Consider the following 15,096-nt stretch of genomic DNA (forward strand, 5'->3'; position numbering starts at 1 on the left):
TCAGCGCCGCAGGCTGCGCCACAGCGAGGCCGGCGGCAGGCCGAGCGCCGGCGCGATGTCGTGCTGCATCAGGCGCTCGACCGCCACCAGGATCACGTTGCGGGCCTCTGCCGGCAGCTTGCCTGCCTCTTGCGGCCGCGCCGCCAGATAGAAGGCGCGCGCCAGGTCGGGGTCGTCGGCGCGGGCCTTGTCCAGCCAGGGCGCCAGCGGCAGCACCCGTAGCTGGTCGATGAAATGGCGTGATTGCCAGATGCACAGCGGCGTGCTGATGGCAAAGCCCAGGCCGGCGGTGACCAGGCTGAGCAGGGGATCGGTATTGTCGAATTCGAACGTGCGTTCAATGACGATGCCGCGCGCTTCCAGCAGGCGGTCGATGGCCGCGCCGATGTGCGAGCGCGCGCTGTAGCGGATGAACTGGCTGCGGCGTCCCAGTTGCGCCAGCGACGGCGCGCCCTCCCACGGCAGGGCGCGAGGCAGCACCAGCAGATAGGGCTCGCTGAACAGCCCGAGCTTGCGGATGGCGGTTGGCTCGGCGGCGGCGCTGGTGCTGATGACCAGGTCCAGCAGGCGTTCCTCCAGTTGCTTGTCCAGTACCGGTGTGATGCCCGACCAGAGCCGGATCTGGCGCGACGTGCCGGACAGCCCGTGGATCAGGGTGGGGCCGAGCGTGCCCGCGAACGAGTCGACGCAGCCGACGCGCACGATGTTGCGGCGCGCGCGGCTCAGGTTGCGCACGCTTTCAGTCATGTCGCCGGCCTGCGCCAGCAGTCGCGACGCGTGGTCGAACAGCAGGTCGCCCGCCGGCGTGGGGCGGGCCGGGCGCGTGCTGCGGTCGAGCAGGTCGGTGGACAGCGCGGCCTCAAGCTGCTTGATCCGCTGCGATACCGCGGCCTGCGACAGGCCCAGCAACTGCGCCGCGCCCGATACCGACGCCGCCTGCACCACCGCCACCCAGGTCAGCAGCAGGCTCCACTCCGGGTAGGGGTCGGCGTCGCGGTACGGCAGGCGCTGCATCGGCGCGGTCCGGTGGCGGGTCAGCGCTTGCGCGCCAGCGTCTGCGCCAGCGCGGCGCGCACCATGCCTTCCACGACCGGGATGACCTTGGCGGCGGCGTTGGCCCGGTAGCCATAGGGGTAGGACTCGTCCATGTAGGTCGACTGGCACATTTCCAGTTGCACCGCGTGGATGTCCTCGGCCGGCGAGCCGTAGTGGCGGGTGATGTAGCCGCCCTTGAAACGGCCGTTGACGGCCGAGGTGTAGCCGCAGTCCGGCAGGCGCTCGGCGATGGCCTCGAGGATGTCGGGGGCGCAACTGGCGCCGTCCGCGGTGCCGAGGTTCAGGTCGGGCAGCTTGCCCTCGAACAGGCGCGGCAGCACGCTGGCGATGGAATGGGCTTCCCACAGCAGCACCGTGCCGTGTTCGGCGCGGATGCGGTCGAGCTCTTCGCGCAGCTTGGCGTGATAGGGCTGCCAGTAGGTCTGCAGGCGGTGCGAGCGCTCGTCGTCGGTCAGGCTGGTGTCGTTCAGGTACAGCGGCTCGCCGCGGAAGGTATGGGTCGGGCACAGGCCGGTCTTGGTCTGGCCGGGGTACAGGCTTTCGTCGTCGGGCGAGCGATTCAGGTCGATCACGTACCGCGAATAGCGGGCGCCGAGCACGGACGCGCCCAGCGCGTCGGCGAACTGGTACAGCGTGTCCAGATGCCAGTCGGTGTCGCCGGACTGTTGGCCGGCGGCGGTCATGCGGGCACGCTGGGCGTCGGGAAGCTGGCTGCCCAGGTGGGGAATGGAGATCAGCAGCGGGGCGGTGCCGCGGCTGAAGTGGTAGATGTCGCTCAAGAAAAACTCCGGGTGGCAAGGGCAAGGCACCGCGGGCTGGGCCGCGGATGGCGGGCGCCCTTGCGCCGGAGCGCTGTCCCGCGGAGACCGGACAGCACTCTAGACAGGACCACCCGCCAGAGGTTTTGCATCAGTTTAGTGGATATAGATGATCGGTATCGCTGATGCAAATGAGGGCGGCGCCGTGCGCATCCGGACGTTTGTTCCCGAAGCCCAATTGCCATGCCGGCACGCGCGGCCCTCACGCCGGCCAGGGCGCGCCGTGTTGCCAGCGCGCCACGATGCCGTCGATCAGCAACCGCACCTTGGGCGCCAGGTGGCGCCGGTGCGGATACACGGCGCAGACGGGCGCGCCCGGTGGCGCGTGGGACTCCAGCACGGCCACCAGGCGGCCTTGCCGCAGGTCGTCGCCCACCAGGAAGGCGCCAAGCTGGACGATGCCCGCGCCTGCCAATGCGGCATCGCGCAATGCCTCGGTGTTGCCCAGCCGCAGGCGGCCGGCGACTGCGACAGCGCGTTCCTGGCCAGAGCCGGCGTAGCGCCACGGGACTGGCGCGCCCATGTGGGTGAAGGCCAGGGTCTGGTGGCGCGCCAGGTCGTCGGGCGAGGCCGGCGCGCCGTGGCGCGCCAGGTAGTCCGGGGCGGCGCAGGTGATGAGCCGGTGCGGCGCCAGCACGCGACGCACCAGCCGGCTGTCGACCTCGCCGCCGATGCGGATGGCGACGTCGATGCCGTCGCGCACCAGGTCGGTGTAGTCGTCGGTAAAGCTGATGTCGGCCTCGACCTCGGGCCATTGCCGCAAGTAGTCGGCCACCAGCGGCAGGATGTGCAACCGGCCCAGGGCCACCGGCAGGTCGATGCGCAAGCGGCCGCGCGGCGTTTCCTGGCGGCTGGCCATGGCGCCGGTGGCGTTGTCGACCTCGGCCACGATGCGCTGCGCGTGTTCGTAGAACAGCCGGCCTTCGTCGCTGAGGCTGACGCTGCGGGTACTGCGATGCAGCAGTCGTGCGCCCAGGCCCTGTTCGAGCCGCGCGATGCATTTGCCGATGGCCGAGCGCGACAGCCCCAGGCGTTCCGAGGCCAGCGTGAAGCTCTGCGCGTCGGCGACGCGGATGAAGGCGATCACATCGCCGAGGTGGTCGATGCCGGTGGGAGGGGCGGATGGCGTCATGGAACGGCTCCAGGGCAGGGCGGCGATGTCGCGGCGTATTGGCGACGATTCGTCCCTTTTGTTTCTTTGAAAGCCTACTTTATCAGCGAAATGGAAACAGTAGACTGGCCGGGCCAGCGCCGTCGGACGGCCTGGCGCGACCGCCCGCCCGGCGTTCTTTTCCTGTTCCTGTTTGGCGAGAGGCTTTCCATGACCCGCGGTATTTCCCTGAATCCGGCCGCCGCGCGCGGCGAATCGTCCCGCGGCGCCTGGGCCGGCGTGCTGGCGGCCGGCATGGCGACGTTCTGCGTCGTCACCACGGAGATGCTGCCGGTGGGGCTGCTGGTGCCGATCGCCGCCAGCCTGGACGTGTCGGTGGGCCGCGTGGGCTGGCTGATGGTGGCGCCCGGCCTGCTGGCCGCGCTGTGCGCGCCGCTGGTGGTGGTCGGCGCGCGCGGCATCGACCGGCGCCGGATCCTGTGCGGCCTGCTGCTGTTGCTGGCCCTTGCCAACCTGGGCAGCGCGCTGGCGCCGGGCCTGGCAGGGTTCCTGGCCGCGCGCGTCCTGGTCGGCCTCTGCATTGGCGGCATCTGGGCGGTGGCCGGCGGCCTGGCGGGCCGGCTGGTTCCCGCCGCGTCCGTCGGCATGGCCACCGCGGTCATCTTCGGTGGCGTGGCGGTGGCGTCGGTGCTGGGCGTGCCGCTGGGCGCGTTGATCGGCAATCTGGCGGGCTGGCGCAGCGCCTTCGGCGCGATGGCGGCGCTGAGCGCGGCGGCGCTGCTGTTCGCCGCGCTGGCGTTGCCGCCGCTGCCGGTGGCGCAGTCGGTCACGGCGCGCCAATTGGTGGATCAACTGCGCAATCCAGGCCTGCGGCGCGGGCTGTTCATCACCCTGTTCCTGGTGGCGGGGCATTTCATGGCCTACACCTTCGTGCGTCCCGTGCTGCAGACGATGGCGGGGTTCGCGGCGGACTGGATCGGCCCGCTGCTGTTCGCCTACGGCGTGGCCGGCATCGCCGGCAACTTCGTGGCGGGCGGCGCGGCGGCGCGGCATCCGCGCGCGACGCTGCTGGCGATCACGCTAGGCCTGCTGGCGACCCTGGCGCTGCTGCCCTGGCTGGGCGACCTGCGCGGCGCCGCCGCGGCCTTGCTGCTGCTGTGGGGGCTGTCGTACGGCGGCGTCTCGGTCGCCTTGCAGACCTGGGTGATGCAGGCCGCGCGCGGCGCGGTCGAAGCGGCGACGTCGCTGTTCGTCGGCGTGTTCAACCTGGCCATCGCGCTGGGCGCGCTGGCGGGCGGGGCCAGCGTCGATCACTGGGGTTTGCCCGCCACGCTGCTCGCGGCCGCCGCCTGCATGCTGGCGGCGTTGGCGGCGGTGGCCGGACGCTACCGCCGGTGACCGGGACGGAAGCCGTGATCGCGCGCGCGCCATGCGGCCAGCAGCGCGATCACGGCCAGCGCGGCGACGGTCCAGGTGAAGGAGCCGGCGCCGGCCGTGTCCAGCAGGGCGCCGCCGAGCATGCCGCCGCAGGCGATGCCGAGGTTGAAGATCGTGACCAGCATCGACTGCGCCACGTCGGAATGCTCGCCGGCGGCATCGGCGAGGGCGGTCTGCAACAGCGTCGGCGCGCCGCCGAAACTCAAGCCCCACAACGCCACGCCGGTCAACAGCACCGCCGGGTTGCCGCCGGCCAGGCCCAGCGCGCAGGCGGTCAGCGCGAACAGCGCCAGCGAAAGCAGCGTCAGCAGGCGCAGGCGCCGGTCCACCAGCATGCCGGTCAGCCACAGGCCGGCGACCGCGCTGGCGCCGAACACCAGCAGCGCCAGGTCGACCGAGGCTGGTTTGCCCAGGTGGATCAGGTACGGCGCGATGTAGGTATAGAGCACGTTGTGCGCCAGGATCCAGGTGAACAGCACGAACAGGATCGGGCGGATGCCCGGCAGCAGGAAGGTGCGCGCGATCGGTTGACGCTGGCGCGTGGCCTGGCCGGCGAAGTCGGGCACGGCCGCGCGCACCCAGAGCAGCAGCGTCAGCGACACGGCGGCCATCAGCCAGAACACGCCGCGCCAGTCCATCAGGCCGCCGAGCCAGGCGCCGGCGGGCACGCCGATGCACAGGGCCAGCGGCTGCCCAGCGCCCACCACCGCCAGGGCGCGGCCCTGTTGGCGCGAGGCCACCATGCGGCGCGCATAGCCGGCCAACAGGCCCCACAGCAGCCCGGCCGCCATGCCGCCGGCAAAGCGCGCCGCCAACGTCAGCGCGTAATGGGTCGACAGCGCGGTGACCACGTTGAACGCGGACAGGCCGGCAATCGCCAGCAACAGCAACGGTCGGCGGTTCCAGCCGCGGGTGGCGGCGATGATGGGGATCGCCGCCAGCACCGAGCCGGCCGCGAACAGGGTGACCAATTGCCCGGCCAGCGCCTCGGAGACGCCCAGGCCCCGGCCGATCTGCGGCAGCAGGCCGGCGGGCACGGTCTCGGTCATGATGGTGATGAAACCCGCCAGCGCCAGGGCCAGCAGCTTGCCCAGCGGTAAACCGTCGGCGTCATCCTGGGGGCAGGCGCCGGCGGGCAGGGGTGGGGTGAAACTCATTCGGAAACTCCGGTTGCGGTTGAAATGGAACGATCGTTCCAGAAAAGACCAAAAAAAACCGGCGGCACGGAAATGCCGCGGTATGCCTAGACCGCGCCCAGCGCCACCGAGACCACGTCGCCCAGCCATTGGCGGCGTTCGCGCGCATTGCTGCCCTTGGCCACCACGCGCAGGCCCTGGATGGTGGTGACGATGAAGCGGGCCAGCGCGCGCGGCGACTTGCCGCTGTCGATCTCGCCGTTGGCCTGGCCTTCGGCCAGGATCTTCTCCAGCGCCTTTTCCAGGCGCTGGAAGTTACGCCGCACCAGTTCGGCCACCACGTCATCCTGACCCGCCATTTCCAGCGAGGCGTTGGCCACCAGGCAGCCGCGCCGGCTGGCCTCGCGCAGTTCGTCGTCGGCGATGAAGTCGAGCAGCCGGCCGATGCGCTCGCGCGCATTGCCGGGGCGGGCGAGCAGGTCGAGGTTGGCGGCCGTCAGTTCGTGATAGCGCCGCAGCGCGGCTTCGTACAGGCCCTGCTTGCTGCCGAAGGCGTTGTAGAGACTGCCGCGTCCCAGCCCGGTGCCGTCCACCAGGTCCTGCACGGAGGTCGCGGCGTAGCCGCGCCGCCAGAACACCTGCATGGCGGCGTCGGCGACGTCGTCGGGTTCGAAATCCTTGGTACGCATGGCGTTGTTTTTGGAATGATCGTTCAAATAACGATACGGTCCGCAGCGGTGCTGCGTCAAGCAAGACCGTTCGCGCCGAAGGGGCTTTGCGCATTGGGCCGGGCTTGGCGCTTTCCCTGACCTTCCGTTTTTTCCATGCGGGTAATAACCATTGGCCGCGCCAGACAGCCGGCCTATGACCCGCTCAGCCCTGGCTTGCCGTCAGCCGCGCCGTCAGCGCCGCCATGTCATCCAGCATCCAGAACACGCGGCCGCGGTTGGTCTCGTAGGCGAAATCGCGCAGCGACTTGCTGTCCGCCAGATAGGCCGAGATATCGCCCACCACCGCGCAATGCAGGCGGTAGTTGACGAACTTCTGGATCAGCTCGCCGGCGATGCGCGTTTCCAGGCGGAAGAAATCGGGATGCACGCGCGCGGCGGGCAGCGCCAGCCATTCGGCCTCGTGTTCCCAGGCGGCGCTGATCAGGTCGTTGGTGTCCTGGCCGGTGGCCAGGGCGGGGCCGGTCGCGTCGAATTGCAGGACGCGCTTGCCGCCGATATCGACGAGCGTGGAAGAATTGATCATGGCGTGGATGGCAGTATCGGCATGTGTTGTCTTGGGGCGAACATGATATCCCTGGCGCCCACGAAGAACGCCAGCCACGGTCGCCCGGGCCGAACCGCGGCCACGGTCGGGGCCTCTGCCCGCAGGCGCGGTTCAGCCCGGTATCGGCCGATCGCTGCTGCCGCGCACCACCAGCGACGGCGCCAGCCGCACGCTGCGCGGGGCGCCGCCGTCGATCTTCTGCAGCAGCAGTTCCAGCCCCAGCCGCCCCATCTCGTGCATGGGTGAATGGATGGTGGTCAGGCCGATGGGCAGGGCGCCCGCCAGCGGCGTGTCGTTGTAGCCCACCACGGCCACGTCGCGGCCGGCCTCCAGGCCATGCTCGCGCGCCGCGCCCATCACCCCCACCGCCAGGAAATCGTTGACCGCGAAGATGGCGGTGGGGCGGTCGGGACCGGCCAGCAGGCGGGCGCCGACCAGGCGGCCGGCGTCGGTATCGAACGGGCTTTCGATGCGCCATTGGGCGGGCACCTGAACCCCGTGCCGCGCGCAGGCCGCGAAAAAGCCCGCCGAGCGGTCGCGGCCCGTGCTGGTGAAGGGTTCGCCCACCATCACCGCGATGCGCCGATGGCCCATCGCCAACAGATGCTCCGCCGCCAGCCGTCCGCCTTCGAGATCATCGCAGGTCACGGCGCAATGGTCATCGGCGTGGCGGCTGACCAGCACGAACGGCACGTCGCGTTGCGCCAGGTCGGCCAGCAGCGGATTGGGCGCCGCGCCCTCGTGGCTGTGGGCGTCGCCCAGGATCAGGCCGTCCACGCGCCGCGCCAGCGCCATGTCGATCAGCTTGCGCTGCTTGTCGGGCGCATCCTGGGTGTTGGAAACGAAGGTCAGGTAGCCGTGTTCGGCGGCGGCTTCGTCGATGCCTTCGTAGATGGTGGCCAGCACCATGTCCGACAGTCTCGGCACCAGCACGCCGATGGTGCGGCTGCGGCGCGTCTTGAGGCTGGCTGCGTGCGGATTGGTCCGATATTGCAACTCGGCGGCGAGCGCCCGGACCCGTTTGACCGTGTCGGGGGCGGCGGCGGCGCGCGCGTCATCCTCGGAACCGTTGAGGACGCGGGAGACGGTCGACACGTTCAGACCGAGCTGCCGCGCCAGGCTTTGCAGCGTGACAGGGCGGGATTTGTTCATGGGGCTGGAGGATACACGCACGAATACCGTCTCAGGGTCTTTGGCGGCAACCTAGGGTTTACACGGTGTCGATTTTTGTTTTCCGACCCCTTAGCATTGCGCAACCCAAACGTTTGGGTAAATCGACTGGATGGATCGCAATGACGCTTGAATCCCGGAACTCGCGGTTCCGTTACCGAATTTTCACCATGGTCGTGCTGCTGGCACTGATCAACTACATCGACCGCGGCGCCATGTCCTATGCCGCCGCCCACATCACCGGCGAATACGGCCTGGACCGGGGCGACTGGGGCGCCGTGCTGGGCTACTTCGGTTACGGCTACATGGTCGGCGCGCTGTTTGGCGGCATGCTGGCCGACCGTTTCGGCCCGCGCAAGGTCTGGATCGTGGCCGGCGTGACCTGGTCGATCTTCGAGATCGCGACCGCCTGGGCCGGCGACTTCGGCCTGGCCTTCCTGGGCGGCTCGGCGCTGGCGGGCTTTGCCACCATCCGCATTCTGTTCGGCGCGGCCGAGGGCCCGGCGTATTCCATCATCAACAAGACCATCGCCAACTGGGCCACTCCGCGCGAACGCGGCTTCGTGGTCGGCTTCGGCCTGCTCAGCACGCCGCTGGGCGCGCTGCTGACGGCGCCGGTGGCGGTGGGCCTGCTGAGCCTGACCGGCAGCTGGCGCGCCATGTTCTACATCCTGGGCGCGGCCGGCCTGATCGTGCTGGTGCTGTTCATGCGCATCTTCACCGACCGCCCCGACACCAACCCGCGCGTGTCCCCGGCCGAACTGCGCGAGATCCAGGCGGCGCGCGCCGAGCAGGCGGCGGCCGGGCAGGGCGGCGACGCGCCGGCGCTGCCGTGGTGGAGCTTCTTTCGCAGCAAGACCCTGCTGCTGAACACGCTGGGCTATTTTTCGTTCAACTACGTCAACTTCCTGCTGCTGACCTGGACCCCCAAGTACCTGCAGGACACCTTCGGCTACAGCCTGTCCTCGCTCTGGTACATGGGCATGATTCCCTGGACCGGCGCCTGCGTCACCGTGCTGCTGGGCGGCCGCATTTCGGACATGCTGGCCAGGCGCACCGGCAACCTGAAGATTGCCCGTAGCTGGTTCGCCGCCGGCTGCCTGCTGGCCACCACGCTGTGCTTCCTGATGGTGTCGCAGGCGCAGTCGGTGTTCGCCGTGATCGCGCTGATGACGCTGGCCAATGCCCTGAACGCCATGCCGAATTCGGTCTATTGGGCCGTGGTGATCGACACCGCCCCGGCCAGCCGCGTCGGCACCTTCAGCGGCCTGATGCACTTCTTCGCCAATATCGCTTCGATCCTGGCGCCGACGCTCACCGGCTATCTGGCGGCGCGCCATGGTTATTCCGTGATGTTCGTGGCCGCCTCCGTCGCCACCGCCGTCGGCATGATCGCCATGCTGCAGGTGCGTCCGGGCGTCGGCCCGCGCCTGCCCGCCAATTACCAGGGAGCCACCCGATGAATCCGCAATCGAACCCCATTCCGGCGCTGGCCGTCGAACCCGGCTTTTTCGCGGGCCGCACCGTCGCCGAGCTGCAGGACGCCATGCGCCAGGGCGCGCTTGACGCCGAAGCGCTGGTGCGCCACGCGGCGGCCGCCATCGAGCGCCTGAACCCGCAACTGAACGCCTTCGTGCATGTGGACGTCGATGCCGCCCTGGCCGCCGCCCGCGTGCTGGACGCCGAGCGGGCCCGTGGCCAGGTGCGCGGGCCGCTGCATGGCATCCCGGTCGCCATCAAGGACAACGTCGACACCGGCGACATGCCCACCACCATGGGCGCGGCGCATTTCCTGGGGCACCGGCCGGCCGCCGATGCCGAGTGCGTGGCCTTGCTGCGCGCGGCCGGCGCCATCGTCATCGGCAAGACGCTCACGCACGAATTCGCCTACGGGCCCACTGGCGACCGCAGCGTCCAGGGCGCGGCGCGCAATCCGTGGCGCACCACCCAGATCACCGGCGGTTCCAGCGCGGGCAGCGGCGCCGCGGTGGCCGCCGGCATGGTGCCGCTGGCGCTGGGCACCGACACCGGCGGCTCGGTGCGGGTGCCCGCCGCGCTGTGCGGCGTGGTCGGTTTCAAGCCGACCCACGGCCGCGTGTCGGCGCGCGGCGTGTTCCCGCTGGCGCCCAGCATCGAGGATGTCGGTGTGCTGGCCAACAGCGTCGAAGACGCGCAGGCGTTCATGCAGGCGGTGTCCGGCGGCGCCATCGGCGCTTATGCCGACGCGGCCGATCCCGGCCTGGCCGCGCCGCGCATGATGTGGGTGCCGAACGCGCCGTTCGCGATCGACGAGGCGGCCGTCACGGCGTGCGTCCGCGCCGCCGCCGAAGGCTTTGGCGGCGAGCTGGTGGATGGCGCCGAGGTCACGCGCCACGCCCGCGCGCTGCAGGCGGCGCTGGGCGCCATCCAGCGTTCGGAAGCCTACGCGGTGCATGCCGAGCGCGTGGAGGACGAGCCCGGCAAGTTCGACCCCGAAGTGCTGGAGCGCCTGCGCGCCTCGCGTCCGGTGCAGGGCTGGGAATACGTCCGTGCGCGCAATACGCGCGAGCAGTTGCGGGGCGTGTTCGCGGACCTGTTCGAGCGGGTCGACGTGCTGGCGTTGCCGGCGGTGGCGATCACCGCGCCGGCGCTGCAACAGCGCAGCGTGGCCGGCCCGGGCAGCGCCGCCGTGCGCGAGACGCTGCTGGGCTTGACCAATCCTTGGAACCTGCTGGGTCTGCCGGCCATCGCCTTGCCGGCCGGCTTCGTCGACGGCCTGCCGGTGGCGCTGCAACTGGTGGCCGCCGAAGGCGCCGACGCGCGCCTGCTGGCGCTGGCGGCGCGGCACTGGCGCCGGCCCTAGACGCCGTTGTCGCCCTGCACCGGGCCGATCGACGTCTCGATATCGACCGCGCGGCGTTTGCCGCGCAGGTCGAACGCGTCCTGCTTGCCGGCGGGATCCGGATCACGAATCCAGAGCTGCGCGGACAGGCCGCCTTTGGCGCTGTAGTCGCCGAACCAGTCCACCACCCGGCCTATGTAGCAGCGCGGGCCGACCTGCACCGTCAGGTCGCCGACCGTCTCGTAGCTGTAATGCCCGGGTCCGTAGCCGTTGTAGGCCTCGCGCTCGTCCCGGCGCGTGCCGGCCGGCACCGGGCACAGCGGCTGGCTGCCGGGCGCGTCGCCCTTGGCCGGCCCGGGCGGCAGGCCGGCCAGCGCCCGGGTCAATGCCGCGTGCAGCGCTTCGTCCAGCGTCCTGGCCGCGCCCGTGTCCTGCCGCGTCTGCTGCCGTGGCACCGACAGGTCGTAGCGGTAGCGGACGGCCAGCGTCGGCACATCGCCCACGAGGTGCAGCGGCCGCAATAGATACAAGCGGTCTTCGCCGTAGCTGCCGACCCGGTAGGTGGCATAGACCCGGCCGCGCAGCCGGATCCAGTCGCCCGACTGATTGGCGCCGCGGCCGTTGATCGTGTAAAGCGAGCCGCCGGCGTCCGGCGCGCCGTTGGCATCGGCGGGAACGAAGCGCGCGCCGTCGCGACGCAACGCGCCGATGGCGGAGAACAGGCCGGTGCCGCCGATGTAGGTATCGACGACGAGGTCGCGCTGGCCGTCGCCGTCCAGGTCCAGCAGGGTATAGGAGACGTTGCCGCCTTCGGCGTCGCTATCGGTGTCCAGGCCCGACGCCAGCACGGCGCGCCATTCGTCCTCTGTCACGCCCGGCGGCCGCTGGTCGGGCAGGCGGGCCTGGCCGTCGCCATCCGCGGCGCGCACATTGGCGAACGTGGTCGATTCGGCCCGCGTCGAGAACGCCACCAGCACGGATTCCAGCGGCATCTCCGGGTCCTTCCGGGCGGCAGCGGCCACCGCCTGGCGCAGGTCCTCCAACGCCAGTTTGTCGGTGGCGTCGGGTTGGTAGCCCTGGGCGCGCCGCAGTTGGCCCTGCAATTCGGCCAGCCGGGTCTCGTAGCGCTGGCGCAGGCAGTCGCCATCGGCGCCGCACAGGTCGCGCTGCTTCAGCCAGCCGCGCTGGGTCTGGCGCAAGGCATCGGCCTGTTGCGGCCGGGCCGCGCGCAGCTTGCCGTAGACCGCGCCCAGCTCGGCGTCGAGCCGGTGCAGTGCGGCGTCGGCGCACAGCGCTTTTTCGGTGGGCGTGCGCGCCTGGCCGCAATCCATGCCGGCTGCCGCGGACGCAGCGAAGGGAGTGAGCGCGAGCAGCAGGGCGACGGGCAGCGCGCGCAAACGGAGGAGGGGCACGGAAAACTCCTGTCAGTGACGGGCCGCAGGCGGCCAAGGGCGCATCGTACCGGAGCGCGGGCCCGGGTAAGAGCGCGGGCCCGGGTAATTACGGGAGATTTCCTTTGCTTACATTACACTGTGCGGTGTAGCGTGGTTGATGCCCCTTGCGGCACGGCGCCGCGCAGCCGTTCCGACCCGCCGTTTTTTCCTCCGCCGCGATGATTGATGATCTGGTTCAACTGGGCAAGCTGGTCAGCCTGGGCCTGGCGCTGATGCTGCCGCTGGCCAACCCCTTGACCTCCATGACCATGCTGCTGTCTCTCGGGCAGCACATTCCCTACAAAGAACGCGAACGCCAGATCCGGCAGGCCGCCTGTTATGTCGTGGGCATCATGCTGGTGACGTACTACGCCGGCGCCTGGATCATGGCCACGTTCGGCATCTCGATCCCGGGTCTGCGCATCGCCGGCGGGCTGATCGTGGTCAGCATCGGCTTCTCCATGCTGTTTCCGGCGGCGGCCAGCGCCGCCAGCGACGAGCGCGAGGCTGACGTGGCCGCCGATGTCGCGATCCATCGCCAGGTGCCCAACATTGCTTTCGTGCCCTTGGCGCTGCCGGGCACGGCGGGCCCGGGCACCATCGCCATGATCATCAGCGCCGCCTCGACGGTCGGCAGCCAGGCCGCCAGCGAGTATCCCGCCTGGACCATCGCCGTCACGCCGATCATCGTCTTTTCGCTGCTGGGCGTGTTGTTCTGGATCTGCCTGCGTTCGGCCGGCCGCATTGTCGCCCTGATCGGCAACGGCGGGGTCGAAGCCATCTCGCGCATCATGGGGTTCCTGCTGGTGTGCATGGGCGTGCAGTTCGTCATCAATGGCGTGCTGGAAATCGTGAGTCAACATGGCGCCGGTGCCTGACCGCGAACGCGCCGGCCGGGCCTGGCGCTGCCTGCGCTTGGCGGGGCGCCTGGCGCTCAGCCTGCTGATGCTGTTCTCGATGGCATGGGCCTGCCTGGCGTTCTGGTATCAGGGGCCCGGGGCCGTCTGGGCCAGGGCGGTGCTGATGCTGGCCTGGGTCGCCCTGGGGCTGTATGCCTTGCTGCGGCTGTGGCATGGCGTCGGTCGCTTGCGCCGCCGCCCCGCGCTGTGGGCCTATCTGTTGGCAGTGATCGCGCTGGCGGCCTGGTGGCAGGGCATCGCGCCCTCCAATGACCGGGTCTGGGCCGACGACGTGGCCCGCACCCTGCGCGGCAGTGTCGCGGGCAGCATCGTCACGCTGGACAATGTGCGCGACTTCAAGTGGCGTTCGGACAGCGACTACACGCAGCGCTGGGAAACCCGGGTCTACGACCTGAACGACCTGCGCTCGGTGGACATGGTGCTGTCGTACTGGGACGGTCCGGCCATCGCCCACACCCTGGTCTCGTTCGGTTTCGCCGATGGCCGCCATGTGGTGTTCTCGGTCGAGATCCGCAAGGAACGCGGCGAACAGTTCTCCGAACTGGGCGGCTTCTTCAAGAAATTCGAACTGAGCGTGGTGGCCGCCGACGAGCGTGACGTGCTCTACGTGCGCGCCGGCCCGCGCGCGGAGAATGTCTACATCTACCCGGTGCAGATGCCGGTCGATGCCATGCGCGAACTGTTCCTGTCGTACGTGCGCACCGCCAACGAGCTGGCCGACACGCCGCGCTTCTACCATACGGTCACCGCCAACTGCACCACGCTGGTCTATCGCATGGTGCGGGCCATCGTGCCCGGGCTGCCGCTGGACTACCGCATCCTGTTGTCGGGCTACCTGCCCGAATATCTCTATGAGCAGGGCGGACTCGATACCCGACAGCCCCTGCAGACGCTGCGTGAACGCGGCTTTGTCGGCATTCCGCCGATCCTGGGCGAAGACTCGATCGGTTTCTCGCGGTCGATCCGGCGCCACCTGCGCGCCGAACCGGCGGGAGGCACGCCATGATCTGGCTGCGCGCCGTATTGTGGCTCCTGTTGGCGGGCGTACTGGTGTTCCTGCTGATGCGCACGCCCGGCGTGCGGCTCTATGACGCCATTGCCCGCCGCCTGCGCGGCCGGCGGGCCGGCCGGGCGCCGCGCGATCCGCGCCCGCAGGGCAAGGGCGCCCAGGCCCGGCGCGCCAGCCAGGCGCGTCAGCCGGGGTAGGGCCGCGCCAGCGCCTGTCCCGCCAGCGACACCAGCGGCGGCAGCACGAACGCCCACAATCCGATCGACACGTGCAATAGCGCCGCCGCGCCGCAACCGATCGCGAACGCCAGCACAGCCCGTCCCATGCGCCCCATGCGGCGCTTGACCGCTTCGTCGGCCTGGCCGCGCGCGGCGTCCGCCAGGTCCAGCATGATCTGCGTGGTGGTGCCAGTCATCAGCGTCGAGGGCGGCGCCGCGCCCAGGTGGACGCGGTGCACCGCGTTCTGGATCGACATCGCCAGCACCAGCGTCATGCCGGTGGCGAACAACCCCCAGCTATCACCCATCGGAAACGGCCCCAGCGCCAGGGCCAGCGCGGCCGCCACGCACAGCAGCAGCGTCTTGGCCGTGAGCAGCCGCATGAACGCCGGCTTGCCCGCGTCGCGTCGCGCCTGGCCATACAGGCGCGCCAGGAACACGCCCAGGCAAAACATCGGCAGGGCCGCCAGCTTGGTCCAGGCGCCCGAGGCGCCGTTGCCGAGCGCGTAGCCGATGGTGACGAAGTTGCCCGTCACGTGCGCGGAAAACAGGCCGTGCAGCGCGATGAACCCCAGGGTGTCGACGTAGCCCGCGTTCAGGCTCAGCAGCAGCGGCAGGCGTTCGCCGGCGGGAGCGGCAGGGGGAGCGGCGGTGGCGGGCGCGGGCATCGGTGTTCCATCCGGGTGACGGCA

General features: G+C 70.3%; 15 protein-coding genes. 6 read left to right on the plus strand and 9 right to left on the minus strand.

Annotated elements, in window-relative coordinates; translation table 11 throughout:
- The 3 genes from AAID08_RS10920 to AAID08_RS10930 form a co-directional block, all read right to left on the minus strand.
- Entirely contained in the window at window positions 1–1,014 is a 1,014-nt protein-coding gene (locus AAID08_RS10920) for a LysR family transcriptional regulator (protein WP_054504083.1), read from the minus strand.
- Window positions 1,015–1,034: 20 nt separating this feature from the next.
- Entirely contained in the window at window positions 1,035–1,835 is an 801-nt protein-coding gene (hutG, locus tag AAID08_RS10925) for an N-formylglutamate deformylase (protein WP_144655105.1), read from the minus strand.
- Window positions 1,836–2,076: 241 nt separating this feature from the next.
- Window positions 2,077–3,006, minus strand: a complete 930-nt coding sequence (locus AAID08_RS10930; RefSeq protein ID WP_054504085.1) for a LysR family transcriptional regulator — start codon at window positions 3,004–3,006, stop codon at window positions 2,077–2,079.
- Window positions 3,007–3,195: 189 nt separating this feature from the next.
- Here AAID08_RS10930 and AAID08_RS10935 point away from each other — a divergent pair, with 189 nt between their 5' ends.
- Window positions 3,196–4,383 carry an MFS transporter gene (locus AAID08_RS10935; protein WP_254607623.1) on the plus strand — a complete coding sequence of 396 codons (1,188 nt, stop codon included), beginning with the start codon at window positions 3,196–3,198 and terminating at the stop codon, window positions 4,381–4,383.
- Here the strand turns inward: AAID08_RS10935 and AAID08_RS10940 are convergent.
- The 4 genes from AAID08_RS10940 to AAID08_RS10955 all read right to left on the minus strand — a co-directional run bounded on the left by AAID08_RS10940 (window position 4,371) and on the right by AAID08_RS10955 (window position 7,985).
- Window positions 4,371–5,579, minus strand: a complete 1,209-nt coding sequence (locus AAID08_RS10940; protein ID WP_175143069.1) for an MFS transporter — start codon at window positions 5,577–5,579, stop codon at window positions 4,371–4,373. The genes AAID08_RS10935 and AAID08_RS10940 overlap by 13 nt on opposite strands.
- An 86-nt stretch (window positions 5,580–5,665) precedes the next feature.
- Window positions 5,666–6,247 (minus strand): TetR/AcrR family transcriptional regulator, encoded by a 582-nt coding sequence (locus tag AAID08_RS10945; RefSeq protein WP_175143070.1) that lies wholly within the window; start codon window positions 6,245–6,247, stop codon window positions 5,666–5,668.
- A 184-nt stretch (window positions 6,248–6,431) separates the two neighbouring features.
- Window positions 6,432–6,812 (minus strand): DUF4180 domain-containing protein, encoded by a 381-nt coding sequence (locus AAID08_RS10950; RefSeq protein WP_054416029.1) that lies wholly within the window; start codon window positions 6,810–6,812, stop codon window positions 6,432–6,434.
- Between the two features lie 132 nt (window positions 6,813–6,944).
- On the minus strand, window positions 6,945–7,985 hold the full coding sequence (locus AAID08_RS10955; protein WP_049074573.1) for a LacI family DNA-binding transcriptional regulator: 1,041 nt from the start codon (window positions 7,983–7,985) through the stop codon (window positions 6,945–6,947).
- A 140-nt stretch (window positions 7,986–8,125) separates the two neighbouring features.
- Here AAID08_RS10955 and AAID08_RS10960 point away from each other — a divergent pair, with 140 nt between their 5' ends.
- Window positions 8,126–9,466, plus strand: coding sequence for an MFS transporter (locus AAID08_RS10960; RefSeq protein WP_064523665.1), 1,341 nt, complete (start codon window positions 8,126–8,128; stop codon window positions 9,464–9,466).
- Window positions 9,463–10,845 (plus strand): amidase, encoded by a 1,383-nt coding sequence (locus tag AAID08_RS10965; RefSeq protein WP_395757636.1) that lies wholly within the window; start codon window positions 9,463–9,465, stop codon window positions 10,843–10,845. Before AAID08_RS10960 ends, AAID08_RS10965 begins: the two co-directional genes overlap by 4 nt.
- On the opposite strand, the gene AAID08_RS10970 is transcribed toward AAID08_RS10965, so the two are convergent.
- Window positions 10,842–12,236 carry a lysozyme inhibitor LprI family protein gene (locus tag AAID08_RS10970; protein ID WP_395757637.1) on the minus strand — a complete coding sequence of 465 codons (1,395 nt, stop codon included), beginning with the start codon at window positions 12,234–12,236 and terminating at the stop codon, window positions 10,842–10,844. The genes AAID08_RS10965 and AAID08_RS10970 overlap by 4 nt on opposite strands.
- 200 nt (window positions 12,237–12,436) lie before the next feature.
- On the opposite strand from AAID08_RS10970, the gene AAID08_RS10975 reads away from it, so the two are divergent.
- The 3 genes from AAID08_RS10975 to AAID08_RS10985 are packed head-to-tail and all read left to right on the plus strand — an operon-like array spanning window position 12,437 to window position 14,383.
- Window positions 12,437–13,135: a MarC family NAAT transporter gene (locus AAID08_RS10975; protein WP_395757638.1), complete on the plus strand. Its 699-nt coding sequence runs from the start codon at window positions 12,437–12,439 to the stop codon at window positions 13,133–13,135.
- A complete protein-coding gene (locus AAID08_RS10980; protein ID WP_064523675.1) occupies window positions 13,119–14,183 on the plus strand; it encodes a DUF4105 domain-containing protein in 1,065 nt (354 codons plus the stop codon). Before AAID08_RS10975 ends, AAID08_RS10980 begins: the two co-directional genes overlap by 17 nt.
- Window positions 14,180–14,383: a hypothetical protein gene (locus tag AAID08_RS10985; RefSeq protein ID WP_054504090.1), complete on the plus strand. Its 204-nt coding sequence runs from the start codon at window positions 14,180–14,182 to the stop codon at window positions 14,381–14,383. Before AAID08_RS10980 ends, AAID08_RS10985 begins: the two co-directional genes overlap by 4 nt.
- On the opposite strand, the gene AAID08_RS10990 is transcribed toward AAID08_RS10985, so the two are convergent.
- On the minus strand, window positions 14,371–15,072 hold the full coding sequence (locus AAID08_RS10990; RefSeq protein ID WP_047992824.1) for a YoaK family protein: 702 nt from the start codon (window positions 15,070–15,072) through the stop codon (window positions 14,371–14,373). The two genes, AAID08_RS10985 and AAID08_RS10990, sit on opposite strands and share 13 nt — an antisense overlap.
- Window positions 15,073–15,096: the final 24 nt, after the last annotated feature.

Source organism: Achromobacter sp. EB05 (assembly GCF_044232075.1).
GTDB lineage: Bacteria > Pseudomonadota > Gammaproteobacteria > Burkholderiales > Burkholderiaceae_B > Achromobacter > Achromobacter dolens.

What these genes read in the sequence shown, in the direction of transcription:
- AAID08_RS10920 (WP_054504083.1), bottom strand. Translation starts at nt 1,014, where the DNA reads ATGCAGCGCCTGCCGTACCGCGACGCCGACCCCTACCCGGAGTGGAGC.
- AAID08_RS10930 (WP_054504085.1), bottom strand. Translation starts at nt 3,006, where the DNA reads ATGACGCCATCCGCCCCTCCCACCGGCATCGACCACCTCGGCGATGTG.
- AAID08_RS10935 (WP_254607623.1), top strand. Translation starts at nt 3,196, where the DNA reads ATGACCCGCGGTATTTCCCTGAATCCGGCCGCCGCGCGCGGCGAATCG.
- AAID08_RS10940 (WP_175143069.1), bottom strand. Translation starts at nt 5,579, where the DNA reads ATGAGTTTCACCCCACCCCTGCCCGCCGGCGCCTGCCCCCAGGATGAC.
- AAID08_RS10945 (WP_175143070.1), bottom strand. Translation starts at nt 6,247, where the DNA reads ATGCGTACCAAGGATTTCGAACCCGACGACGTCGCCGACGCCGCCATG.
- AAID08_RS10950 (WP_054416029.1), bottom strand. Translation starts at nt 6,812, where the DNA reads ATGATCAATTCTTCCACGCTCGTCGATATCGGCGGCAAGCGCGTCCTG.
- AAID08_RS10955 (WP_049074573.1), bottom strand. Translation starts at nt 7,985, where the DNA reads ATGAACAAATCCCGCCCTGTCACGCTGCAAAGCCTGGCGCGGCAGCTC.
- AAID08_RS10960 (WP_064523665.1), top strand. Translation starts at nt 8,126, where the DNA reads ATGACGCTTGAATCCCGGAACTCGCGGTTCCGTTACCGAATTTTCACC.
- AAID08_RS10965 (WP_395757636.1), top strand. Translation starts at nt 9,463, where the DNA reads ATGAATCCGCAATCGAACCCCATTCCGGCGCTGGCCGTCGAACCCGGC.
- AAID08_RS10975 (WP_395757638.1), top strand. Translation starts at nt 12,437, where the DNA reads ATGATTGATGATCTGGTTCAACTGGGCAAGCTGGTCAGCCTGGGCCTG.
- AAID08_RS10980 (WP_064523675.1), top strand. Translation starts at nt 13,119, where the DNA reads ATGGCGCCGGTGCCTGACCGCGAACGCGCCGGCCGGGCCTGGCGCTGC.
- AAID08_RS10985 (WP_054504090.1), top strand. Translation starts at nt 14,180, where the DNA reads ATGATCTGGCTGCGCGCCGTATTGTGGCTCCTGTTGGCGGGCGTACTG.
- AAID08_RS10990 (WP_047992824.1), bottom strand. Translation starts at nt 15,072, where the DNA reads ATGCCCGCGCCCGCCACCGCCGCTCCCCCTGCCGCTCCCGCCGGCGAA.